Origin of the sequence: Pseudomonas sp. YQ_5 (assembly GCF_043103305.1) — a bacterium.
GTDB classification, from domain to species: domain Bacteria; phylum Pseudomonadota; class Gammaproteobacteria; order Pseudomonadales; family Pseudomonadaceae; genus Aquipseudomonas; species Aquipseudomonas putida_Y.
Genome location: NZ_JBICJS010000066.1, coordinates 91,094 through 115,283, shown reverse-complemented (window position 1 = coordinate 115,283; position 24,190 = coordinate 91,094). Strand labels below are relative to the sequence as shown.

Genomic DNA, 24,190 nt, shown 5'->3' with positions numbered 1-24,190 from the left:
CTTTCAAGAACCAGGACTTTCCGCACATGGTGCATCGTATCCTTGCTGGCGCCTTCGCCCTGCTCATCAGCGGCGTGGCATTCGGGCAAGCCCCCCAGTCGAGCCCGGCCATTTCCTACACCCGGGACATTCAACCGATCTTTACCGAGAAGTGCGTGGCCTGCCATGCCTGCAACGACGCCGCCTGCCAGCTGAAGCTGGAAAGCCCTGAAGGCGCTGTACGCGGGGCCAGCAAGGTCCCGGTGTACCAGGGCGAGCGGAGCAAGGCGGTGCCCACCACGCGGCTGTTCTACGACGCACACAGTGAAGAGCAATGGCGCAAGAAGGGCTTCTACTCGGTGCTCGACAACCAGGGCAGTCAGGCCGCGCTGATGGCGCGCATGCTGGAGTTGGGCCACAAAACCCCGCTTACGCCCAACGCCAAGCTGCCCGAAGAGATCGTCCTGGGCCTGAGCCGCAACAACATGTGCCCGTTGCCCGATGAATTCGACGCCTATGCCGGCGCACACCCCAAGGAGGGCATGCCGTTGGCGGTGACCGGGCTGACCGACGACGAATACACCACCATGCGCCGCTGGCTGGCGGCCGGTGCGCCGGTGGAGTATCAGCCGATCCAGCCTAGCGCGGCCGAGGCCAGGCAAATCGCAGAGTGGGAAGAACTGCTCAACCGCCCGGGTTCCACTGAGGCGCTGGTGGGCCGCTGGCTGTACGAGCACCTGTTCCTGGCACATATCTACTTCGTTGGCGGCGAGCAGGGCCACTTCTTCCAGTGGGTGCGCTCGCGCACGCCAAGTGGCAAGCCGGTCGATATCATTGCCACCCGCCGCCCCAACGACCCGCCGGGCACGGACTTCTACTACCGGTTGATCCCGGTGCAGGGCGTGATCGTGCACAAGACGCACATCACCTACCCGATGGGGCCGCAGAAACTCAAGCGCGTGAAGCAGCTGTTCTACGCTGGCGACTGGCATGCCACCGCGCTTCCGGGCTATGGCCCGCGCCACCGGGCCAACCCGTTTGAAACCTTCGAGGCGATCCCGGCAGTGGCGCGCTACCAGTTCATGCTGGATAACGCCGAGTACTTCGTGCGCACCTTCATCCGTGGCCCGGTGTGCCGCGGGCAGATTGCCACTGACGTGATCCGCGACAACTTCTGGGCGCTGTTCCAGGAGCCGGCCTTCGATCGCTACATCACCGATGCCGAGTATCGGGGCAAGGCTACGCCCTTGCTGGCCATGCCTGGCCAGATCGATGACGTGGGCAGTGTGCTGAGCCTGTGGCACGCCTATCGTGACAAGCGCAACGACTACGAGAAACTGCGCCGTGAAGCCTATGCCGAAATGCCGGCACCGAGATGGTCGACGCTGTGGGCCGGTAACGACAATGCGCTGCTGAGCATCTTCCGCCACTTCGACAGCGCATCGGTGACCAAGGGCCTGGTGGGGGATGTACCGCTGACTGTGTGGTTGTTCGACTACCCGTTGTTCGAGCGCACGTATTACCAGTTGGCGGTCAACTTCGATGTGTATGGCAACGTTTCGCACCAGTTGCAGACGCGCCTGTACTTCGACCTGATCCGCAATGGCGCCGAGATCAACTTCCTGCGCCTGATGCCGGCCGACCAGCGCAAGGCGATCCTTGGCGACTGGTACCAGAACAGTGGCAAGGTGAAGATGTGGATGGATTATGAAGACATCGACACCGACACTCCGAGTGGTATCAAGCTCGACTCGCGCAACCCCAAGCGCGACTTTGGCCTGAAGCTGCTGCAGCGCACCGGCAGCCTGAATGCCGCGCCGGACCCGATCAATCGCTGCCAGGGCGCGTTCTGCTCACGGCCGCAGATCAGCGAAGAGTTCCGCAATGCCGAGCAGTCGCTCAGCCGACTGGTGTCGCGCCCGGCGGCCGGGCTGAAGGTGATCAACCAGTTGCCCGAGGCGACCATGCTGCGTATCGAGGGGCAGGACGGCCAGCGTCAGGTGTACAGCCTGCTGCGCAACCGCGCGCACAGCAACGTGGCGTTCCTGCTGGGTGAGGCGTACCGCTACCAGCCGGGGCTGGATACCCTGACCCTGTACCCGGGTGTGCTCACCAGCTACCCGAACTTCATCTTCAACATCCCGACCAAGGATGTGCCGGAGTTCGTCGAGGACATGGAGTATGCGAAAGATGACGCGGCGAAGTTCGAGCGCATTGTCATGCGCTGGGGGGTGCGCCGCAGTCACCCAGCGTTCTGGCACTACTTCCACGACCTGAACAGCTATATCAAGGAGACCGAACCGGTCGAGGCGGGCGTGTTGGACATGAACCGCTACGAGAACCTCTGATCGGGTTGGCTGACTTTTCCGAGTGCCCTGCGGTCGGAAACGGTGGGTGGTCTTGATCGATTGCAAAGGGGCTGCTTTGCAGCCCTTCGCGGGTATGGCGCTGCCATCAAGGCTGGCGCTGGCCTCTGCACTCGATAAGGGCCTCAATGCACCGCCAAGCGCAGGGTATTCCATGCTGTATTCGCTTCAGGCATTGCGGGCGTTCGCCGCCTGGGTGGTGGTCTGCCACCATTTCATGCAGATCTTCTTCGACTTCCACGCCACCGGCCCCATCGGCCAACTGCTTACCGACCGTGGCGCGGTGGGCGTCGACATCTTCTTCGTCATCAGTGGGCTGGTCATCTACCTGTCGACCCGTGACAAAGCCATCGAACCGCGCCAGTTCCTGCTCAACCGGGCGCTGCGCATCGTTCCTGCCTACTGGTTCTACACCGCCCTGATGGCCATGTTGCTGCTGGCATGCAGCCAATGGATGCCACATCAGGCGTTTACCTGGCCGCACCTGTTGCTGTCACTGCTGTTCATCCCGGCGGAAAACCCAGGTGGCTACGGCCTGTACCCGACCCTGAACGTGGGCTGGACGCTGAACTTCGAGATGTTCTTCTACCTGCTGTTCGGCCTGGCGTTCCTGGTACGCCAACGGCATCACCTGCTGCTGGTGACTGCCGCACTGTTGCTGGTCAGTGAGGTACTGGGGCGCATGGGCGTGGTCAGCCGCTTCTACAACAACGACATCATCTACGAGTTTCTGCTGGGCATTGGTGTCGGCGTACTGTACCGCCGCGGACTGATCCGCCAGGGCCGGTGGTTGCCGCTGGCGTTGCTCGGTGTGGCGGGCCTGGCGATCTACTATCTGGACGCTTCCCAGCGCTTGCTGCACTGGGGTGTGCCGAGCGCGATGATTGTGCTGGCCTTCGTGGCCATGGAGCCGCTGTTCCAGGGCAATCGGCTGCTCAAGGCCCTTGGCGACTGTTCGTACTCGGTGTACCTGATTCATGTGCTGGTGCTGTATGCAGGCTGGTTCGCCAGCCAGCGGCTGCAGCTGAACCCGTTCCTGACATTTGCCCTGTGCGTGCCGTCCATTGGACTAATGTCGTGGTTCAGCTACCAGTGGCTGGAGCGCGGCCTGTACCGGCGAATGCAGGCCTGGCTGACGGCGCAACGGGGGGCGGCCCCGGAATATGCGCTTTCCCGAGTCAATTGCTAGGACTTTGTTCAAGGGCCGGGTTGGCGTACACTTGGCCGCAAGTCTGTGAGGAACCTACATGAGCGCTATAACCATTACCGACGCCGCCCATGACTACCTGGCCGATCTGCTCTCCAAGCAGAATACGCCCGGCATCGGCATTCGCATTTTCATCACCCAGCCGGGCACCCAGTACGCCGAGACGTGCATCGCTTACTGCAAGCCGGGCGAAGAGAAGCCTGACGACACCGCCGTGGGTCTGAAAAGCTTCACCGCCTACCTGGACGCCGTCAGCGTACCGTTCCTGGAAGACGCACTGGTTGACTACGCCACCGACCGCATGGGCGGCCAGCTGACCATCAAGGCGCCGAACGCCAAGGTGCCGATGGTCAACGAAGACAGCCCGATCAACGAACGTATCAACTACTACCTGCAGACCGAGATCAACCCGGGCCTGGCCAGCCATGGTGGCCAAGTGAGCCTGGTGGACGTGGTCGATGACGGCATTGCCGTGCTGCAGTTCGGTGGTGGCTGCCAGGGTTGCGGCCAGGCCGATGTCACCCTGAAGGAAGGCATCGAGCGCACCCTGCTCGAGCGTATTCCGGAGCTGAAGGGCGTGCGCGACGTGACTGACCACAGCCAGAAAGAAAACGCCTACTACTGAGTTGAAGGCGGCTCTCTTAGCAACAAAGTGTTACGGTTTCAACCCCTGCGACAACAGGCCGCAGCCCGTATTCAAAGGGCTGCAGGCCATCCCCGCGTTGGTCGGGTAGAACCCCTCTGGGTGTCATGCCAGAATGCCCCGGTTTTTCGACCGGCCCGTCCCGAGGGCCGGCACCTTCCCTGTAAAGGATGGTTTCATGAATGATCTTTTGACCCGGCGTGCGGTTGTCGCCGGCATGGGCGTTCTCGGGCTTGGCCTGCTGGCAGGCTGCAGCCCGGCCCGGGGGCTCGAGTTCAAGTACGGCAAGAACATGAGCAACGAAATCCTCGGGCGCAAGTTCAGCCTCAAAGACCCGCAAGGTAACGTGCGCACCCTGTCGAGCTTCTACGGCAGCATGCCGATGGTCTTCTTCGGCTTCACCCAGTGCCCGGCTGTCTGCCCGACCACGCTGGCGCGTGCGGCGCAGATTCGCAAGCTGCTGAGGGGCCGCGACCGCGACCTGTTCCAGGTGGTGTTCATCACCCTGGACCCTGAGCGCGACACGCCCGAGGTGCTCGATGCCTACGTCAAGGCCTTCGACCCGACGTTCACCGCGCTGACCGGCACCCCCGAGGAAATTGCCGCGGTGGCCAAGGAATTCAAGGTGTTCTACGAGAAGGTTCCGGCCGGAGACACCTACACCATTTCTCACTCGTCCACCAGCTACGTCTACGATACACGTGGCACCCTGCGCCTGAGCCTGGGCCATTCCCTGAACGCCAAGGAATGTGCCGAAGACCTGGTCACCCTGATGGAGATCTGCTGAATGTCGATGCAACCGATCAAACGCGGTTTGGCTGCCCTGGTACTGATGGGGCTGGCCTTGCCGGCCCTGGCCCAGACCACCGTGAGTGATGCCTGGGTGCGTGCCAGCGTGCCGCACCAGCAGTCCACCGGTGCTTTCATGGTCCTGACCGCCAGCAGCGACAGCAAGCTGGTAGGCGTGGCTTCGCCCGTGGCCAAGACTGTGCAGGTGCACGAGATGACCATGAACGGTGACGTGATGGGCATGCGTGAGGTCAAGGCTGTCGAATTGCCAGCCGGCAAGGCAGTGACCCTGGACCCGAATGGCCTGCATGTCATGCTGATGGGCCTGCACAATCAGGTGAAGGAGGGTGACAAAGTGCCTCTGACCCTGACCATCGAGGATGCCAAGGGCGCCAAGGAAACCCTGGAAGTTCAGGCACAAGTGCGTGCACTCAACGCCGACGCGGGTGGTGGGCATGATCACATGCACATGAGCCACTGACAGATCAAAGGGCCGCGTTCAGCGGCCCTTTTCTTTTTCAACTGTGCCTTTCAGCTACGAAAGCGCGGCAGCGGTCTGTCGAGGGTCAGCGACGTCAAGGTCTTTCGAACCTGAGCCTCATCGGCCTCCAGCGCCTTAAGGCTAGCGCGGATCTTGCCAGCGGCGGGCACATCGCCCTGCCGGTCGATCCAGTCGGCAATCTCCTTGCAGGCACTGCTCAGACAGGCCTGGCGCTGGTTCATCAGCGACAGAAGGGTGGTGAGCTCTCTTTCGGACATGGCAGGATCCTCCATTCAGCCTTGTCAGTGTAGCAGAGGGTTGGCCAGGCCCTTACGGCCTTTGCAAGGCGCGCTGCGACAGCTGCAAGTGGCTGCTCTTGCGGCGCAGTAACAACTCGTTACTTATAAACAGCATGTTTAAAGTTGATGCTCGTGCCGTGCAAGGGATTCAGGGCTCGGTATCTGAAAGTGCCTGTTGAAGCGCTCAACTGCACAATCTGGTAGCTGCTGGCGGGTCTGCATTCTCGAGAGGGCGCTGCCTCTCACGCGCGTAGAGCAGAGTGAACGCAGGCTTGCCGATAGGCCCCCGGGGTCACCCCATAGGCTTGCTTGAACTGCCGGCTCAAATGGCTCTGGTCGGCAAAGCCGAGGTCGAACGCCACTTGCGAAGCGGCCAGGCCGTGCTTCAGCATTTCGCGGGCGCGGGCCAGGCGGCGTTGCTTCAGCCAGGCATGGGGTGGCAGTCCGGTGGCCTGGCGGAACACCCGGGCGAAGTGGAACGGCGACAGGTTGACTGCTGCCGCCAGCGTTTCCAGTGAGGGCGGGTCGGCCAGTTGGCTTTCCAGCAGTTCGCGGGCGCGGGCTACGGCCAGGGGTTCGTGGCCAGGGGCCGAAGGCTCGGCGCACTGCCCGTGCCGCTGCACCAGGGCCAGCACCGCCTGGCGCCAGGCCGTCTGCTGCTGCAAGGCGCTGGCGCTGGCTTCAGACAACTGATGCAGCTGGCTGAAAGCGAGGGCCAGGGCCGGGTCATGGATCACGCTGTCCTTGAAGCTGGGCATGCCGTGGCGGCCCAGTTCCAGTTCGTCAAGCACACCGGTCACCCGCTCGTGCTCGGGATAGAAGCCGCGATAACGCCAGCCGGCTTCATGGGCCGTAGCGCCGGTATGCAGTTCGTCGGGGTTGATCAGCACCATGCTGCCGACCGGTGCCAGGTGCTCGCTGCCGCGGTGCCAGAAGCGCTGGGCGCCCGACTCGATCACGGTGAATACATAGCCCTCGTGCACATGCGGGGCAAAGCGCTGCTGATAGTAGCGAGCGTGCAGCATCTCGACGTCGCCAAGGGCTGGCGCCTGCCAGAGGTGTGTCTGCTCGGGCAAGGGTGTGCTCATGCCAGCCAGCTGCGCAGAAGGAAGAAGATCAACATGCTCACCAGCATGCTCAGCAATACGCTGCGGGTCAACAGCACCAGGGCGATGGCCACAAGGGAGCCCAGCAGGTAGGGGTTGAGCAGGCTCAGGTTGAGCTGGTGGTCAGCCATGAAGATGATCGGGCCGCAGATGGCGGTGAGCATGCCCGGCACGGCAAAGCCGAGAAACTGCCGGGCATTCGAGCTCAGGCGCAAGGGCAGGCGCGGCTCCAGGAATGCGTAGCGGTTGAGGAACACGATGGCACCCATGGCGAAAATCAGGATCCAGGTCATGCGCGGGCTCCGGCAAATTTCTGGCAGATGAACCCGGCGCTCATGCCCAGCAGGCCTGCGACCACCAGGGCGGTTTCCCAGTGCCAGTAGCTGAACAGCACCGAACAGAACAGCGACACGGCTACGCACACCACTGTGGCCAGGTTGCGCACCAGCGGCGCGATCAGGGCGACGAAAGTGGCGACAATGGAGAAATCAAGGCCGAATTGGTCCAGGTGTGGAATGTTCTGGCCCAGCAGTATGCCGGCCAGGGTGAACAGGTTCCAGGCGATGTAGAAGGTCAGGCCCACCCCCAGGGCATACCAGCGGTTGAACTGCTGCTGGTCGTACTGGCTGGTCAGGGCGAAGAATTCGTCGGTCAGCAGAAAGCCCAGGCCGAGCCGCCAGCGCAAAGGCTGGCTGGACAGCACTGGGCGCATCGACAGGCCATACAGTAGGTGCTGCGAAGTCAGCAGCAGGGTGGTGAGCAGGATAGATGCCAGGTTGGCCCCCCCTTTGAGCATGCCAATGGCCACCAACTGCGCGGCACCGGCGAAGACGATGGCTGACAGCCCTTGCCCTTGCCAGGCACTGAGGTTGGCCTCAATGGCCATGGAGCCGGCCAGCAAGCCCCAAGGGGCAACGGCCAGGGACAACGGGATAATGGCAATGGCGCCGTGAAGAAAGGCTTGGCGGGCGATGTGGGGCATGATGGCTGCATTACGGCTACGTGGCAGGCCAGCATGACAGACGGGGCAGGGGATGGCTTGAACGATCTTGCTGGTCGACGTGTGTTCGCCTCAACCTCAGCGGCCACCTGACAACAGGGCCGCAAAGCGGCCCCGAATGCACCTGGGTTATGGGCGGCTGGTCAGCAGCTGTTGCGCCGTTGCGCAGCCATTGATGTCTACGGCTTTCTGCAACAGGCTCGTGCGCTGCTGTGGGTCGAGGTCGCCAAGCAGGCGGTACACCTCGGCCTGGTAGTCGCGCTGTCGCCCCCATAGCATTTCCAGGCCTTGTGGCCGGCTGCGGTTGCAGGCCAGGCGTGTGGCCGGTTGCGGGTAGTAGGGGGCGTACACGGTGGCCATGCTGGGGATGGCCTCCAGCGCTGTACGGTACTCGCTGCTGACGTTGTAGGGCCGGCACCAGGTGGCGATGGCTGGCGCGGGTGCGGCAAACCCCTGCTTGAGGCTGGCTTCGAGCAACGGGCAGGCGGCATCCGGGATTTGCGCGACGGGCAGGTACGTCATGTAGTACAGCGCCAGGCGGTACTGCGCAACCGGGTGGCCAAGCGCTACCGATTTTTTCAGCAGGGCTACCGCTGTCGGCAAAGTGTGGGCCATGGCCTGGCCCTGGCGGCTAAGCTCGGGGTCGCCGCCCACTGCGGTGCGCAGCGTGCTGGCAGCATCGCCCTGGTCATCGGCCTGCTCCAGCAGCGGCAAGGCCTGACGGTAGAGCAAGTCAGCATGAGGGTCAATGCGTACCTCCAGCGCTTGCGCGGCCAGTGGCACCAGCGCAGCCAACAGCGGGGGCAGGCGTCGCACAAGGCTCACAGGCGAACCCCATGGATGGCCAGGTACGGATGGACGGCTTCGGTGTTCATGGCGGTCAAGCGTGCGCCTCGGGCAAATCGTAACGACGACGTATTCTACCCATCCAAGAGGGGTGGCCGAAAGACCACTCGGCAACTGTCAGACGAGCTTGATCGGCGTGACCTTGCGCTGGGCATGTTTTTCCTGGGCCAGCCCAAGCTTGGCGGTGATCACCTTGGCCAAGGCATTGTTGCCCAGATCGTTCAGGTGCAGGCGGTCGATGAACAGGTCGGCGCCGAACACTGGCGAGCTGTCGAGCATGCAGTTCATGTCGTAGCAGGGCACCGGGTCGGCCTGGCTTTTGATGCGGCGGAAAAATGTCGAATGCAACTGTCTGTCGAATGCGCCCTCCAGCAGCCGGTCGAAGTTCGCCGGTTGTTGCTGAAGCGCGGTCAGCATGGCTTGCTCACCGGCGGGCAGAGTATCCCTGCACCAGGGCAGCAAGGGTTGCAGGATGAAGGTGAGCGTGGCGTGGCTGTCTGCTAGCAAGCGGTCCCATTGGCGCAAGGTACGGCCAATGTTGTCGGCGGCACGGGCCAGCCGTTTTTCCGGGGGCGACAGCGGCCAGCTGACCGGGGCCGCGGCCGCAGGAGGCGCCAGCGCCTGGCCGATACGCCGCCACAGCGACTGCCGACGGGGTGGTGCGCAGGGCTGCAGGCCTTCGCTGAAACTGTTGAGAAAGGCCTGGTAGGCCTTGGCATGCTGCGGGTCGTTAGTACCTGTGAGGACTTCACACAGGGCTTCGTGGGCCAGGCTGTTGAGGCCACTGAGCACCACCACATGGCCGAGCTGGCCAAGGCGGTGCTGGTGGGTCAGGAACATCATCAACTCCTGGGTGGCATTGAGCCCGCAGCCGGCCAGGCTCAGCCAGACTTCGCCGGTGAGCATCGACAGGTGCGAGGCCACCGTGTGTTCGTCGGAGCTGGCGCCGATGCCCAGGGCTGTGGAGCCGCCGACCAGCAGGTTGATGCGCGACGCACCACCGTGCTCGGCCGCCGAAAAGCGCTTGCCGGCGCAATGGCTGTAGCGCAAGCCAAGGGCATCGGTGTTGATGGTGCCGGAGCGGTAGCCGGTTTCGTGCACATGCAGGGTATAGGGCGCACGGCGACTGCCCAGCAGGAGAAAACGCTGGTAGTCCTGCTGCAGCGGAGAAGGAGACGGGCGCGTGTCAATCGTGGTCATGGTCTCTCCTTCGCCGATGCCAGGCGCGGTGCAGCAGATTCAGGCCGCCAGTTCCTTGAGGTTGTAAAGCAAGCCGCCGGCGGCGATCAGCAGCAGGGCAACGCCCGAGGCCAGGCTGATGACGCGGTTGCTGCGCTGCGAGGCGATCTTGCCGATGGCGAAGATGTACAGGCTGAGCACGGCGAAATCGATGGCCACCCACAGTAGTGACAGCACCACCATGCTCTTGCCGAATGATTCGGTGATCTGGATGAACTGCGGAAAGAAGGCGATGAAGAAAATGATGTCTTTCGGGTTGGAAATGCCCACCATGAAGCCTTGCATCAGCCCGCCGCGCCCAGCCTTGGGGGCCTCGCTCGCCGCGTCTGACGCGGGTGCGTGCAGGGCGTCCCTCAGCGTGCCGATGGCAATGTAGCCGATGAACAGGCAGCCCAGCAGGCTCATGGTGCTGAGCCATGCCTTGTCGATGGCGGCACTGGTGAGGATGATCCAGGCTGCGGCGCCGATCAGCACCAGTGAAGCCCAGTTGGTGCCGACGGCGGTGAACATGGCCTTGCGCGAGCCGGAGGCGGCCGCAGTGTTGACGATCAGTGCCACCACCGGGCCGGGAGTGGCGATCAGTAGCAGCACGGTGAGGGCATAGGTGGCGGTGAGTGCGGTATTCACGGTCAGTTCTCGATCAGTATGTCGGGTGTCGCCTGGTGTGCGGCATGGGCGTGGAACGGGCAGCGTGACGGGTTGAGCGAGCCTGTCTCCTGCAGTTGATACTGCTTCCACTCGTAGTTGTCGGTATCGCCGAAAAAGCCAAGGGTGTCGGGCACAACGCCGTCGTTGTAGTGATGCACGCGCTCGCGAATGCGCTCGCGGATGCGCTTGCCACTCTCGGTGTTGGCGTTGGCCACTTCGTCGAAGTTCTCCCGCGGGTTGATGACGAAGGTGATGTGCTGGCCCAGATTGCGGCTTTTCATCTGCTGATGACCGGGAAAGTTCATGTTGATGAACAGTGGCATGCCGGCATAGCAGAACGACCAGCCGGCATCGTCGGGATCGGTCGGGATGCTCTGAGGCCAAGGGTGTGGGTCGCGTGCGTGCACGCCGCGCAGTACCTTCCAGGCCAAGGCCTGCTGCTCGGCCAGGCTGCTGCCGGCTGCGGTTTCGAGAAACACCACCAAAGGGCTGCCGATGCGCTGCTTGGGGGCGATCGGTGCGACGGTGCGCACATAATTGGCCAGGCCCTGTGCGATGTCATCGGCCAGTTGCTCGGCGCGGGCGAAGAGAATGTGGCAGGTTTCGCCGTTTACCGCCTTGCGGCCGAACAGGCAGGGGAATTCGGGGTTGGCAAGAATGCTGCGGAAGTGTTCTATGGTTTTGAACGTCCAGTGTTGCATGTTGTAACCATGTTCGGCGGCGAGCTCCAGCGCATCCAGGCGATAGCAATTTCCATATCCCGTAAACATGATTTCCCCAGGCGTTGATTTAAGTGAACGTTCCAGTCACATGCAGGCAGGATCTTGGTGATGTTTGTTATTTAACTGCATTTTCCGAGACGCTCCTGTCGTTGTAAAACGCGTGGAACTATGACCTACTATTAGTCTTACTCATGCTCGGGACGCCGCCATGTCGGAACGGATTCAGGCCTTGCACGCACTGCGTGCCTTCGAGGTGGCCTCTCGCTATGGCTCTTTCACCCGTGCGGCTGAAGAGCTGGCCCTGACCCAGGGCGCCGTCAGCCACCACATCAAGACCCTCGAAGCCCTGTTCGGCTGCGACCTGTTCGAACGTCGGGGGCCGAAACTGAGCCTGACCGAGCACGGCCGCCTGCTGGCGCAAGAGCTGAAGGTGGGCTTCAAGATCATCGAAAATGCCTGCGCACTGCTGCGTCAGGATCGCTACGGCCTGCGCCTGAAGGCGCCGTCCACGCTTACGGTGCGCTGGCTGCTGCGGGCGCTGGATGCGTTCAAGAAGGTCGAGGACAACTGCAGCGTGCAGCTATCCAGTGTGTGGATGGATATCGACAGCGTGGACTTCTATTCCGAGCCCTACGACTGCGCCATTCTCCTGGCCAGCGGGCGTTTTCCCGCCGATATCGAGAGCTTCAAGCTGTTCGATGAATGGCTGATCCCGGTATGTCATCCGGATTACATGACGCAGGCACATCCGCAACTGTCTGACCTGCCCCGATGCGAGTTCCTGCACCCGTCGCCCGACCGGCGTGACTGGCGGCGTTGGCTGGCGCGAATGGATGCGCTGGACATCAGCATCGACCAGGGGCAGGTGTTCGATACCCTCGACCAGGGCATATCGGCCGCCCAGCAAGGCCTGGGCATTTCAGTGGTCGATCTGGTACTGGCCAGTACCGACCTGGCCGCCGGGCGTTTGGTCACGCCTTTCAAACATGCCGTGGCCACCGGCGACGGTTACTACATGACCTGGCTCAAGGCCAGCCCAAAAGCGCGGCAGATGCACAAGCTGCGTGACTTCCTGCTCGGCCGGGTACCGCCGCTGGTCTACAAGGACATCAACTACCTGTACGGTTGAATACCCGATCGAGCATCAGTCGGCGAGGATGCACCGGCTGCGTAACAGGCGCTAAAACACTCATGCCAGGCACGACACAGGTAGAATAACGCCATCTACAGACAATCCAGAGGTCGACGCAGTGGAGTTGCAGCAGGGTTTTGTCCTGACCCGGCACTGGCACGATACGCCGGAAGGCACCTGCGTGGAGTTCTGGCTGGCCACCGATGCCGGGCCGCGGCTGTTGCGGCTGGCGGCGCAGGAGTCGGTGGCTTTCATTCCTCAGGCGCAGGCCGAGCATGCCCGTGTGCTGCTGGCCAACGAGGCAGGGACCAAGCTCAAGCCACTGCGCCTGAAGGACTTCGAGCATCGCCCGATGCTCGGCCTCTATACCCGCCAGCATCGCCAGTTGATGCAACTGGAGCAGCGTCTGCGCACGGCCGGTATCGACGTGTTCGAGGCCGATATCCGCCCGCCGGAGCGTTACCTCATGGAGCGCTTCATCACGGCGCCGGTGCAGTTCACTGGTCAGCCGGATGCGCAGGGCGTTTACCGGGAAGCCCAGCTCAGGCCGCTGCCAGGCTATCGCCCGGCGCTGCGTCTGGTGTCGCTGGATATCGAGACCAGCGAGCGTGGTGAGCTGTACAGCATCGCGCTGGAGGGCTGTGGCCAGCGCCAGGTGTACATGCTCGGCCCGGCCAACGGCGATGCCAGCGGGCTTGACTTCGACCTGGAGTATTGCGCCGATCGCGCCGCCTTGATCACCCGGCTCAACCAGTGGATGGCCAGGCATGACCCGGACGCGATCATTGGCTGGAACCTGGTGCAGTTCGACCTGCGCCTGCTGCATGAGCACGCCAAGTCGTTGCAGGTGCCTCTGGCCCTGGGGCGCAACGGTGCGGTCATGACCCTGCGCAGCCATGCCGGCGGCGGCCATGTCTTCGCCGATGCGCCGGGGCGGCTGCTGATCGATGGCATCGAGGCGCTGCGTTCGGCTACCTGGAGTTTTCCCTCGTTCAGCCTGGAGAACGTTGCCCAGACCCTGCTGGGTGAAGGCAAGGCCATCGACACGCCGTACCAACGCATGGACGAAATCAATCGCCGCTTCGCCGAAGACAAACCGGCCCTGGCGCGCTACAACCTGAAGGACTGCGAACTGGTCACGCGCATTTTCGCCCATACCCGGCTGCTCGACTTCCTGCTCGAACGTGCGTCGGTGACGGGGTTGGCCGTGGACCGCAGCGGTGGGTCGGTAGCCGCGTTCTGTCACTTGTACATTCCACAGATGCACCGCCTTGGCTTCGTCGCGCCCAGCCTTGGCAGCCGCCCGGACGAAGCCAGCCCCGGCGGCTTTGTCATGGACTCGCGGCCAGGGCTTTATGACTCGGTGCTGGTGCTGGACTACAAGAGCCTGTACCCGTCGATCATCCGTACCTTTCTGATCGACCCGGTCGGGCTGATCGAAGGCCTGCGTCTGCCTGACGACGCACATTCGGTCGAGGGCTTTCGCGGTGGGCGTTTTTCACGCACACAGCACTGCCTGCCAGCCATCGTCGAGCGGGTGTGGCAGGGCAGGGAAGCGGCCAAGCGCGAGGGCAATGCGCCGCTGTCACAGGCCTTGAAAATCATCATGAATGCCTTCTACGGAGTGCTTGGCTCCAGCGGTTGCCGTTTCTTCGACCCGCGCCTGGCGTCGTCGATCACCATGCGCGGCCACCAGATCATGCGCCAGACCAGGTCCTTGATCGAGGCGTGCGGCTACGATGTGATCTACGGGGACACCGACTCCACCTTTGTCTGGCTCAAGGGCGCCCATGCCGAGGCAGACGCGGCGCGCATCGGCCGCGAGCTGGTGGCAAAGGTCAACCAATGGTGGCAAGCCCATCTGCACGAAACCATGAACCTTCAGAGTGCGCTCGAGTTGCAGTTCGAGGTGCATTACCGGCGCTTTCTGATGCCCACCATCCGCGGTACCGACGAAGGCAGCAAGAAACGCTATGCCGGCCTGGTGCAGCGGCCCGACGGTGCTGAAGAAATGGTTTACAAGGGCCTGGAATCGGTGCGCACCGACTGGTCACCGCTGGCCCGGCAGTTCCAGCAGGAACTCTACGGCCGTGTGTTCCGCAGCGAGCCCTACCGTGATTACGTGCGCGAGTATGTGCGGCGAACGTTGGCGGGCGAGCAGGACGAACTGCTGGTTTATCGCAAGCGCCTGCGTCGCCCGTTGGCCGATTACCAGCGCAACGTGCCGCCGCATGTGCGTGCCGCGCGCCTTGCCGACGACTACAACAGGCGTCTGCAGCGCCCCCTGCAGTACCAGCGTGGGGGCTGGATCAGTTACGTGATCACCACCGCTGGCCCTGAGCCGCTGGAAAACCTGCAGGCACCGATCGACTACGATCACTACATCAGCCGTCAGCTCCTGCCGGTGGCCGATGCCATCCTGCCCTTTGTCGGTGATGATTTCGCGCGTCTTACCGACCATCAGTTACTGCTGTTCTGAGCGGGTGGTAGATAGCTAGGCGTCAGCATGACGCTGCAGTCTTCAAACTCGGTCCTCCATGTCGTCGCGGAGGCAGAGATGCAGAACAATAGCAGTCAACCATCGGCTGTGGTCGATACCCTTGCCATGGCACAAGCATGCCAGGATCACTACATTGCACAGCGGCTGCCGGCCTGGATGAAGCGGCTGAGCATGGCCGAATTCACCCTGCTGAGCGAGGCGCTGCCTGAACTGCTGGCCTGCCGCGCAGGCTTGTCGTCAGCGCTGGCGCGGCTACGCAACCTGAATGCATTTACCCAGCCCTTGCTGCAGCAGGCGCTCGGTGCCCACGGTGACCTTGACGCCGATCGCCTGTACTTTCGCCAGTGGTACACCTTTACCTCGCCCACGATCCATTATGTAACCAGTCGGCTTCCAGTTGTTGGCAGCGATTACTACGACATCCCTCTGCTCGAGGCCGCCTTAGGCAATTTCACCGCAGAACAGCAGCGCGACCAGCCACAGGGCAATTGCCTGGTCGATGTGCGCGGCGCAAAGCGTAGTGAACTGTCTGCACCGGGCTTCGCCAGGCTGTGTCGAACGCTGGATCTTGGGCAGAAATACCAGGCGCATCTGGATTCGGTACTCCAGCCCGAAGTCAGAGGATTGCTGACACGACGGCAACGCTACAGCATGCTGGTGGATGCCCTGCAAGCCAGGGCTCAGGGCGTATTGAGCGCAGAGGAACTGCAGTGGGTGGTGGCGCTCTGCACCAAGGACACGCTCGGCAAGCTCGAAGGCGCATCGGTTCGCGTGCGACAGTTGGCGGTGTTCGGCTGCCGCTTGCAGCAGATCGTTGTGCTGGACGTAATCGACGCGGGCCTGTTGTTCAACACCAGCAAGCGCGTGTTGGTCTATGTACCGGGTGACCCGCACGGCCCCTGGAGCGTGCGCAGCGACCTGGAAGATTACGCCCGCCGGGTGCTTGGCAAACGCCTGCGCGAAGATGACTACCGGCGTTTCTTCAACCGCTTCGTACGCCGGCGCGATAGCCAGCGATTTTTCTCGGCCGTCAGTGAGCGCCTCGATGACGTGCCCGGCTGGGCAACCCGGGACCTTGATGAGCAGACCTTTGCCTATCGCCTGCCACTGTTCGAACACCTTGCTGACGACTGGATTGCGCGGATCAAGGACGATGCTGCGGTCATCGCCCCGCCCGTGGCCTTGCTTGATCGCGAGGTCCAGGCCGAACACGCCCGCCGTTTGCGCGCTGAAGGCTGGACCCTGTTGGGTGTTGCAGGGTTCTTCGTTCCGGGCATCGGCGCGGTGTTGCTGGGGGTGATGGCCTGGGAACTGCTTGAGCAGACGTTCCAGGCTGTAGGGGACTGGCAGGACAACGAACGCAATGCGGCACTGGCGCATCTGCTGAATGTAGGCAAGGGGCTGCTGGCTGTCGGGGCAACCGTTGCCGTCGTTGCCACGGCCCGGCGCGCCTGGAGCGTGGTGGACAAGCTGGTGCCCGCGCAGCTGGAAAACGGTGAGGAAAAACTGTGGAACGCAGACCTCAGCCCCTATCGCTGCGAAAGCCCGCCAGACACGGCGGAGCCGGACATGGAGGGTATGCACCGCCTGGGCGAGCGCCGCTGGATCAGCATGGACGGGCACTGGTATGAGATGACCTGGCACGACCACGATGAACAGTGGCAATTGCTCCCTTATCAGGGCTATGCGCCGCCGCTGCGTCACAATGGGGCCGGTGCCTGGCGGCTGTGGTGCGAGCAGCCTGCCGAGTGGGGCGACACACGCCAGTTGTTCCGCCGCCTGGGCGGGCCATTCAGCGACCTTGACGATGCGCAGATCGACCGGTCGCTGGCGATCCATGGCCTCGATGATCAGCACCTGCGAGCTTGGCATGTGTATGGCCGACCGCCGGAGGCAGCGTTGGTCGACACCGTCACGCGCGTGCGGCTCGCTGGCAGGATTGATACGTTGGTCAACCAGTTACGCGAGGGCGGTGTAACCGCAGACCCGCAACTGCTGCAGCGGGTCGTGAGCCTTCCACAGGCGGCCGGCAAGAGTGGGGCAGCGTTGGCCGATGTGGCGTGGGCCGGGCGACGAGAACTGCTACAGGCGATGTACGAGGAGCAGAATCCTGACACGGACACTGGCCGCCTCTTACGACAGAATTTTGCCAGCCTGCACCGCTTGGCCGCTGATGAGGTGTTGCGCGATGCCAGCGAGGATGACCTGCAGCTTTTACGTGAGACGGGGCGCGTGCCGTTGCTGGTGGCTGAGGCTGCAAGGTTGCAGGTTGCGCGAATCCGAATGGCGCGGGTGTATGAGGCGCTGTGCATCGATACGCCGCAAAACCTCGATCTGGCGCGTGTGGTCTTGAATATGCTGGTGCATGTGCCGGGGGCTGGCGGGCCCGGGTGGCGGTTGTTCGACGGTGATGCTGGCGAGCCGTTGTTGACGGTCGAGGGATCGGGGCAGACATTTGACGTGCTTCATCGTCATGGGCTGTTCCGCCTGCGTGCCCGAACGCAAACGGATATCGGTGAGACAGGCGAGTTGTTCGAGACCTTGGCCGCAGCCTATGACGGCGCCTCGCAAGCGGCCATCGGCCAAGGCCAGCCCTTTGTGCCTGCGCTGCGCCAGGCGCTGACCAACCTGGCTTTCGACCAACGCCAGACTGTGGTGAATCTGCTCAGGCTGGAGCAGCCGAGCGGCTCGTTTCTCGCGCCGCAACGTCTGGCTGATGGCCGGATTGGTTACCCCATGGCGGGCGGCAGGCTCTGGGGGGCGTCAGGTCGAAACAGGCCAAGGGCGCTTCAGGCCCGGTTGCGAGACCTGTATCCGGCCTTTACCGACGAACAGATCGAGCGCTGGTTGGCCTCAAGTGACGCACAGGCCAGGTTATCTATGCTGGAGCAGCAATATGGGGTGCTCAAGAGGCACTTGACCCAGTGGGCACGCAGTGCCTTGCTGTCACCAGAACTGGCCGCCCGGCGTGAGTTCAGAAAGGGGCTGATCAACTGCTGGCGCTGTCTTGTGCCGGAACTGCAAGGGCAAGCAGCACTGGAGGACGGGCGTTTCATGCTGACCCAGACCATCAGCCGTTTGCGCCAACTGCCGGCCCTGCCCGCGCAAGTAGGCTTTCCCCACGTTTCGATCCTGGCCTTGCGCGCCATGCGTGTGGAGCACGTTCCGGACGAGTTTCTGCGGGCGTTTCCCAACTTGCGCAACCTGGAAATCACCCATTGCCGCCTCACGCGTTTGCCATTGCCTATGATGCTTGCCCAGAAACTGGAGGTACTCGACTTGTCTGGTAACCAGATCTCGCTCGACCAAGGCCAGGCGTTGGTCTTGGCAGATTGCCGGTCCCTGGTGTACCTGAACCTTTCGGACAACCCGTTGCGCAGGGCATTTTCCGTCCAGGCAATGACCGAGCTGAATGCCCTCTACCTGTCGAACACTCAGTTACCCGAGTGCCCCTACGGGCTGATGGACGCGCCAGAACTGCACACCCTGAACCTCAGCGACAACCGTATTTCTGAATTGCCCGAGGGTTTTCATCAGTCGCAGTTGTGGCGTTCGGGCAGGGTCGAGCTTTCCGGCAATCCGCTAGGGGGCGCGCATGACGGGGTTTCAACCTGGCATTTGCTTGAGGCCAATCGCGTGCCTTACCGGTTGCGCATTCTGGATGCGTTGCCTGGCGACCGTCGAGATGAAATGGCTGCACTGTGGGCCCATCTGGAGGCCGAGGAGCAATCGGAAGAGTTTTTCAATACCCTGTCGATGTTGACAGAATCCGGTGCCTTCAGTTTCTCATCGACTGCATCCGCGCTGGCGGCCCGTGTGTTCGACATGCTCCAGGCGATGTCTGAGCATGATGCCCTCAGGCAAGAGCTGTTCGAGCACGCAGCTGCGACCGGTTGCCAGGATAATGCCACCGCGCGTTTCGCCGACTTGGAACTGCGAGTGATGATATGGCGCACGAGGCACAGCGGATCTGCCCGGCCTGAACGGGCCTTGCTGAAGCTCGGTGCCCGGATGTGGCGGTTGGCGGTGCTTGAGCAAATTGCCGCTGAACATGCTTATCGGGTGGGGGCGGGTGCTGAATCGATCGAATTCGCCTTGGCCTATCGAATCGGCTTGAGCAAGTCTCTGGACTTGCCTGCCCAACCCGATGAAATGCTTTATGCAGGGATCCCCGCCTTGAGTAATCAGGACCTTCTCCTGGCCCGTGAAAGGATCCTGGCGCGACAGACTCGGGAGGGCATTGCTGATTACCTGTCACGCCAGTGGTTCTGGCAGGATTACTTGCGCAAGGCCTCCGCGGTTCGCTTGCAAGTGCCCCAATCCATGCACGCTGAGCTGGAACGGCTGATGGCGCTGGGGAATCGGGACGAGGAAATCGCGCGGCTGCAGATCCGCAATCAGCAACGCGAGCATGCGGTGTTGCTGCAGTTGACGCTGGAGGCGCTGGACCGGAACACGGTGCAGCGTCCGCTCCGCTAGCGGGTTGGCGGTTGTCTGAACGCAGGCATTAGCTATATAGCGCCTGGCGGGGAGCAGGCAACTTAGTCTGGCCTCTTTGCATGAAGAGGCCCCCGCTATGGACACCACTTTGCCGTCAGATGCGCAGGCCGCCATCGACGCTTTCCAGGACGGTATCATCGGCAGGCGCCTGCCACCCTGGTTGCGTCATGCACCTGCTGAGCAACTGCCTGAGATCGGCCGGGCATTGGCAAACAGCCTTCGCTGCTGTGAGCAAGTGAACACGGTGCTGCGAGGTATCGAGGGCATCGACAGTTTCGTCGCATCAGCCCTGGGGAAGGCCCTCGACGAGCGTTATGGGCTTGGCCGTAACCCTTACTCGCTCAGGTTTCTGGAAGGCCGCCGGGAAGCTGTGATCAATAGTCAGCCGGTGGGCGCGCACCTGACGGCCGTGGTCTATGAAGAAAAGCCGCTGCTCGAAGTGGCATTGCGCAACTTCACGGCCGCCCAGGCACAGGAAGGTGGCCAGCCGCGCGGTAACCGATTGCTGCTTCCACGCCACGGTACGGTCAAACCCCCTACGAGCATCGAGTTTGCCGGACTGTGTCGTGAGCTGGACCTGGGTGAGCGCTATCAACGTCATCTGGATGCCATCCTCACGCCCGCTGGCAGTGCCGAGCGCCTGGTGTCTCAGCTTGTAGATGCCAGGCGCTACACCATGCTTGTGGACGCCTACAAAGCCAGGCAGGAGGGAACGCTGGATGCCAGCGAACTCAATGTGATGGTTGCTGTGTGCGAGAAGGGTGAGCTGCCGCGCTTGGCGGGCGACCTTGTGCAGGCCAGGCAACTGAAGTTGCTGGGCTGCCAGATTGAGCAGGTGACTGTGTTCGTTGTAGTTGAGCAGGGCGTTTTGTTCAACACGACGCGTCGGGTGTTGCTTTACGTGCCTGGGGACCCTTTTTCGCCTTGGCGCGCGTTCGAGAGCCTCGACAAACTGAACCGCGAACTGGGCCGCCGCTTGCGAGACAAGGCCTATCAGCGCTTCTTCCGCCGCTTCGTGCTGCGGCGTGACAGCCAGGCTTTTTTTGCCCAGGTCGCGGAGCGCTTCGATGATCTGCCGAGCTGGGCTTTTCGCGATCTCGAACCGAGTTTGCAGGCTTACCCGCAGCCGTTGTTCATCAGCCTGGCGCAGGCACGTATCCACCAGATCAAGGAAGATGCGGCGATGATCGCGGTCCCTGTGGCCAGGCTGGATCGTGAGGTTCAGCGTCAGCATGACCTGCGCCTTGCCGCCGAAGGATGGGCGCTGCTCAACCTGGCCAGTTTCTTTGTGCCTGGGGTTGGCCTGGCGCTGCTGGCCGTGACGGCCTGCGAACTGCTGGGCGAGGTCTACCATGGCGTCGAGGCCTGGCAGGAAGGCGATCGCCAGGAGGCGCTCGACCATTTGACCCATGTGGCGACAGACCTTGCCGTGCTGGCGACCACGGTCGCCGGGGTGGGTGTGGCTCGACGGGTTTGGGCACGCTCTGCGAAGGTCGATGCCATGGTGCCGGCTCGGCTGGAGGACGGCACTGAGAAACTCTGGCAACAAGACGTGACCCCGTTTCAAAGCCAGGCACCCGTTGCCGCCTCAAGCCCGGACGCCTTGGGTATTCGGCGTCAGGACGGGCGGGCCTGGATCGAAATGGACGGGCATCACTATCGCGTGACCGAGGCAGGTGATGATCAATGGCAGTTGTATCCAGTCGACGGCCACGGGCCGTTGCTGCGCCACAATGGCGCAGGTGCCTGGCGGTTGTGGAGCGAGCAACCGGCTCGGTGGACTGACAGATACCGCATGTTCCGGCGTTTGGGTGAGCCCTTCAATGGGCTGAATGACGAACAGATTGATCAGGTTCTGCTGTTCCATGGCCTTGATGGCGACGATGTGCGGGGCTTGCATGTACACGCCCAGCCTCCGAGCCCCGGGATGATCGACAGTGTGGAGCGGGTCAGGCTTGATCAACGCATCCGCAGCATGATTGGCCGTCTGCGCAGCGGCGAGCCGGTAGAAGATGCAACAGTGCTCGATCACGCTCGGCGCTTGCCAGGCGCGAGTGGCCTGACAGGTCAGGCACTGGCCGCGCTGGCATGGACGCAACGCCGAACACTGCTGCAGCACCTTTTCGAAGCCTTGCAGCCCAGCGACACCCCTGGCAGCGCGGCGCTGCGTCGGGTGTTCCCGGGGCTGAGCGCGCGCACTGCGCAAGCACTGGTACAGGCCGCCAGCAGCATTGATCGCACGCGGCTGCTGTCCAGTGGCAGGGTTGCATTGGGGCTGGCCGAGGCGGCAAGGGGCAGTGTGCTGGCGACACGCCAGGCTCGGGTATTTGAAGCGTTGTACCTTGATACCCCGCAGCAAGCAGACCTGGCACGGGTGGCCTTGGGCTTGCTGCGGTATCTACCCGGAGGCGACCAAGGTGTGTGCTGGCGTCTGTACGAAGGTAGCCTGGGCGGGCCGATGCTGGCGAAGACTGAGCAAGGGCCGCGGGCGTTCGATCTGGTACACCTGAACGGCAGGTTTCAACTGCATGGCAGCCAGGGCACGGCGCTGGGTGAGGCAGGTGAGTTGTTCGACGTCATGGCGCCTGCCTATACCGAAGTGCAACGGCAGGCGATGGGGATCGGCGATCCATTCGCGCACAACCTCAGGGTGATGCTGGCGCGCGAAGCGGCACGCCATCGTGATGAGATCTGTCGTTTGCTTGGCGCGGTACGCCCAGGTGCTGTCCGAGGGCCCATGCGCTTGGCCGATGGACGTATTGGCTACCCGCTGGGTGGTGGCGGAGTAGGTGGTTTCGCATCAAGGGGCAGTGCCCTGAGGGCAACGCTGCGTGATCTCTTTCCGTGGTTGAGTGATGAGCAGGTCGAGACCTTCGCCGATGACGCCAGGCGTTCAGGACATCAGATTGAACACGTACTGGCTGACCTTCGCAATGAGTTCGCCATCCTGCGTATGACACTGAATACCTGGGTGGCACGAGGGCAGGGCGATGTCAGGGAAGATCGAGAGGCTTTACGCCAGACGTTGTTCAATTGCTGGCGACGGTCGGTAGGCGTGGGGGAACTGCAAATCAATGCACAGGAAAACCTCCATGTCATGTTCTGCAATTTCAGATCGAGCGGCTTGCCCAACATACCCGCACAGGTCAGCTTCAGAGGTGTGACCAGCCTGTCGCTGCTGCACCTTGACCTTCTGGAGGTGCCCAGCAGCCTGTTGCTGGCTTTCCCTAACCTGCAAACCCTCGATCTGGGTGGGAACCTGTTGACACGCCTTCCGCAGCCGTTGCTGCAGATAGCGCAGCTGCGGCATCTGAGCCTGACCAACAACCGGATCGTCCTGAACATTACACAAGCCGCCACACTGGCCAGTTGCACGAGCCTGCAGTCTCTCGACCTGTCCCACAACCCCCTGGGGAGCAGGTTCACGTTGGCGGGCTTGGCTGAGTTGCGTTGGCTGAACTTGCGCGACACACAGATCTCGCAGTTTCCACTGGGCGTGTTCGACAATGCTCAGTTGGTATCCGTTGACTTGCGGGATAACCGGATCAGGCACATTCCAGAGGGTTTCTACCAGTTGCCCGTGTGGCAGCGGCGGCGGTTCCGCTTGAATGCGAACCCCTTGGGCGAGGCCCAGACGTTACGCTTGCAGGCTTCGTTGAGTAGCGTCGATCCGGCCCTCGACGAGGAGCAAGTGCTTCTGCGGCTGCAGCACGCGCGTGAAGTATGGGGGGATGCCGTGGCCCCGGAGCATCGCGGCTTGATGCTTGCTGCCTGGGACTCGCTGGATTCAGGGCAGGACGCCGAGCGTTTCTTCCGGGTGCTTCGCCAGTTGTTGCTGTCCGAAGACTTTCGTGTCAACGCGCGTGCACTGGGCAATCGGGTCATGGCGGTATTGCAAGCGATGGCCATTACGCCAGAGCTGCGGCAGAACTTGCTGTCAGTGGCCAATGATGAGTGGGGGTGCCAGGATGGTGCAACCTGGTGCTTGAGCAACCTTGAACTGAACCTGCTGGTTTGGCAGGTTGAGCACGCGGCTCAGGGAGAAAGCGAACGTGCTTTGCTAGACCTGGGCAGACGTTTATGGCGCCAGGATGCAGTCGACATGTTCGCTACCCGATGGGCGCTACAGCATGGCAGGACGCTGGAAGGAAGCGAGGTGGGGCTGGCTTTCAGGGTCGGGCTGAGGGAGCGTCTCGACTTGCCGCTGCAGGTGGGAGAAATGAGCTTTCTTGCGATCTCAGGCGTCCTGGATGCGGACCTTGTAGAAGCGGAGGCTGCGGTGCGGGATGCAGAAACGCCGGAAGAGGTTGCCCGCTCCATGGTTGACCGTGAATTCTGGCAGGCGCACCTGGAGCGTTCTCACCCTGAGCGATTCGCTGCGGTCGACCTGCCGTTCAGAAGGCAACTTGAAAGCGTGCTTGACGACGAAGCGCTGAGCGAAGGGGCCATGATCGACCAGGCGGATGCCATTCGTGATGCACAGCGCGCTGCACGCAGAGGGCTGATGCTGGATATGACGATTCAAGCGATGGAAGCTGGACCCAAGGGGCCATCGATCGATGTGCGTTGACATGCGCTCAGGGCAAGGGGGGGGGGCCTGGCCCTGCCACAGCGGCTTTGGGCTATGCTCAATCAAGCTGACAGTGGTTTTACCAGCGCCGTAGTCTTGGCTTCAGGTGGCTCGGAAATCGACAGTTACTTTTGCACACCCCTTTCTGGAATGAAGTGGTTTA

17 protein-coding genes are annotated in these 24,190 nt (G+C 62.4%); 9 read left to right on the top strand and 8 right to left on the bottom strand.

What is annotated here, in order from left to right; translation table 11 throughout:
• Positions 1–26 precede the first annotated feature (26 nt).
• The 5 genes from ACF8EA_RS16765 (at position 27) to ACF8EA_RS16745 (ending at position 5,465) form a co-directional block, all read left to right on the top strand.
• Complete coding sequence (locus ACF8EA_RS16765; RefSeq protein ID WP_392522696.1) at positions 27–2,327, top strand: fatty acid cis/trans isomerase; 2,301 nt, start codon at positions 27–29, stop codon at positions 2,325–2,327.
• Positions 2,328–2,499: 172 nt separating this feature from the next.
• Entirely contained in the window at positions 2,500–3,534 is a 1,035-nt protein-coding gene (locus tag ACF8EA_RS16760; RefSeq protein ID WP_392522679.1) for an acyltransferase family protein, read from the top strand.
• Between the two features lie 58 nt (positions 3,535–3,592).
• Positions 3,593–4,177, top strand: a complete 585-nt coding sequence (gene nfuA, locus ACF8EA_RS16755; protein WP_003250416.1) for a Fe-S biogenesis protein NfuA — start codon at positions 3,593–3,595, stop codon at positions 4,175–4,177.
• Between the two features lie 196 nt (positions 4,178–4,373).
• Positions 4,374–4,982: an SCO family protein gene (locus tag ACF8EA_RS16750; protein WP_003250418.1), complete on the top strand. Its 609-nt coding sequence runs from the start codon at positions 4,374–4,376 to the stop codon at positions 4,980–4,982.
• A complete protein-coding gene (locus tag ACF8EA_RS16745) occupies positions 4,983–5,465 on the top strand; it encodes a copper chaperone PCu(A)C (RefSeq protein ID WP_103462709.1) in 483 nt (160 codons plus the stop codon). It begins immediately after the preceding gene.
• A gap of 50 nt (positions 5,466–5,515) precedes the next feature.
• Here ACF8EA_RS16745 and ACF8EA_RS16740 read toward each other — a convergent pair whose 3' ends face one another.
• From ACF8EA_RS16740 to ACF8EA_RS16705, 8 genes are all read right to left on the bottom strand, one after another.
• Complete coding sequence (locus ACF8EA_RS16740; RefSeq protein ID WP_003250422.1) at positions 5,516–5,743, bottom strand: hypothetical protein; 228 nt, start codon at positions 5,741–5,743, stop codon at positions 5,516–5,518.
• A 263-nt stretch (positions 5,744–6,006) separates the two neighbouring features.
• Complete coding sequence (locus ACF8EA_RS16735) at positions 6,007–6,852, bottom strand: AraC family ligand binding domain-containing protein (protein ID WP_392519960.1); 846 nt, start codon at positions 6,850–6,852, stop codon at positions 6,007–6,009.
• Positions 6,849–7,163: an AzlD domain-containing protein gene (locus ACF8EA_RS16730; protein WP_020193370.1), complete on the bottom strand. Its 315-nt coding sequence runs from the start codon at positions 7,161–7,163 to the stop codon at positions 6,849–6,851. Before ACF8EA_RS16730 ends, ACF8EA_RS16735 begins: the two co-directional genes overlap by 4 nt.
• The gene (locus ACF8EA_RS16725) at positions 7,160–7,852 is read right to left on the bottom strand and encodes an AzlC family ABC transporter permease (protein WP_021782839.1); all 693 of its coding nucleotides are present in this window, start codon (positions 7,850–7,852) and stop codon (positions 7,160–7,162) included. The genes ACF8EA_RS16730 and ACF8EA_RS16725 overlap by 4 nt, the downstream gene beginning before the upstream one ends.
• Positions 7,853–7,999: 147 nt before the next feature.
• Positions 8,000–8,695 carry a sel1 repeat family protein gene (locus ACF8EA_RS16720; RefSeq protein WP_392522677.1) on the bottom strand — a complete coding sequence of 232 codons (696 nt, stop codon included), beginning with the start codon at positions 8,693–8,695 and terminating at the stop codon, positions 8,000–8,002.
• A gap of 138 nt (positions 8,696–8,833) precedes the next feature.
• Positions 8,834–9,916 (bottom strand): hypothetical protein, encoded by a 1,083-nt coding sequence (locus ACF8EA_RS16715; protein ID WP_392519958.1) that lies wholly within the window; start codon positions 9,914–9,916, stop codon positions 8,834–8,836.
• Between the two features lie 39 nt (positions 9,917–9,955).
• Positions 9,956–10,582: a LysE family translocator gene (locus ACF8EA_RS16710; RefSeq protein ID WP_392519957.1), complete on the bottom strand. Its 627-nt coding sequence runs from the start codon at positions 10,580–10,582 to the stop codon at positions 9,956–9,958.
• A gap of 2 nt (positions 10,583–10,584) precedes the next feature.
• Entirely contained in the window at positions 10,585–11,373 is a 789-nt protein-coding gene (locus ACF8EA_RS16705; RefSeq protein WP_392522675.1) for a YqcI/YcgG family protein, read from the bottom strand.
• A 160-nt stretch (positions 11,374–11,533) separates the two neighbouring features.
• Between ACF8EA_RS16705 and ACF8EA_RS16700 the strand changes: the two genes are divergently transcribed.
• From ACF8EA_RS16700 to ACF8EA_RS16685, 4 genes are all read left to right on the top strand, one after another.
• Positions 11,534–12,454, top strand: coding sequence for a LysR substrate-binding domain-containing protein (locus ACF8EA_RS16700; protein WP_021782834.1), 921 nt, complete (start codon positions 11,534–11,536; stop codon positions 12,452–12,454).
• A gap of 121 nt (positions 12,455–12,575) precedes the next feature.
• On the top strand, positions 12,576–14,936 hold the full coding sequence (locus tag ACF8EA_RS16695; RefSeq protein ID WP_392522674.1) for a DNA polymerase II: 2,361 nt from the start codon (positions 12,576–12,578) through the stop codon (positions 14,934–14,936).
• Positions 14,937–15,014: 78 nt separating this feature from the next.
• The gene (locus ACF8EA_RS16690; RefSeq protein WP_392522673.1) at positions 15,015–19,436 is read left to right on the top strand and encodes an NEL-type E3 ubiquitin ligase domain-containing protein; all 4,422 of its coding nucleotides are present in this window, start codon (positions 15,015–15,017) and stop codon (positions 19,434–19,436) included.
• Between the two features lie 97 nt (positions 19,437–19,533).
• Positions 19,534–24,027: an NEL-type E3 ubiquitin ligase domain-containing protein gene (locus tag ACF8EA_RS16685; RefSeq protein WP_392522671.1), complete on the top strand. Its 4,494-nt coding sequence runs from the start codon at positions 19,534–19,536 to the stop codon at positions 24,025–24,027.
• The last annotated feature ends 163 nt before the right edge of the window (positions 24,028–24,190 follow it).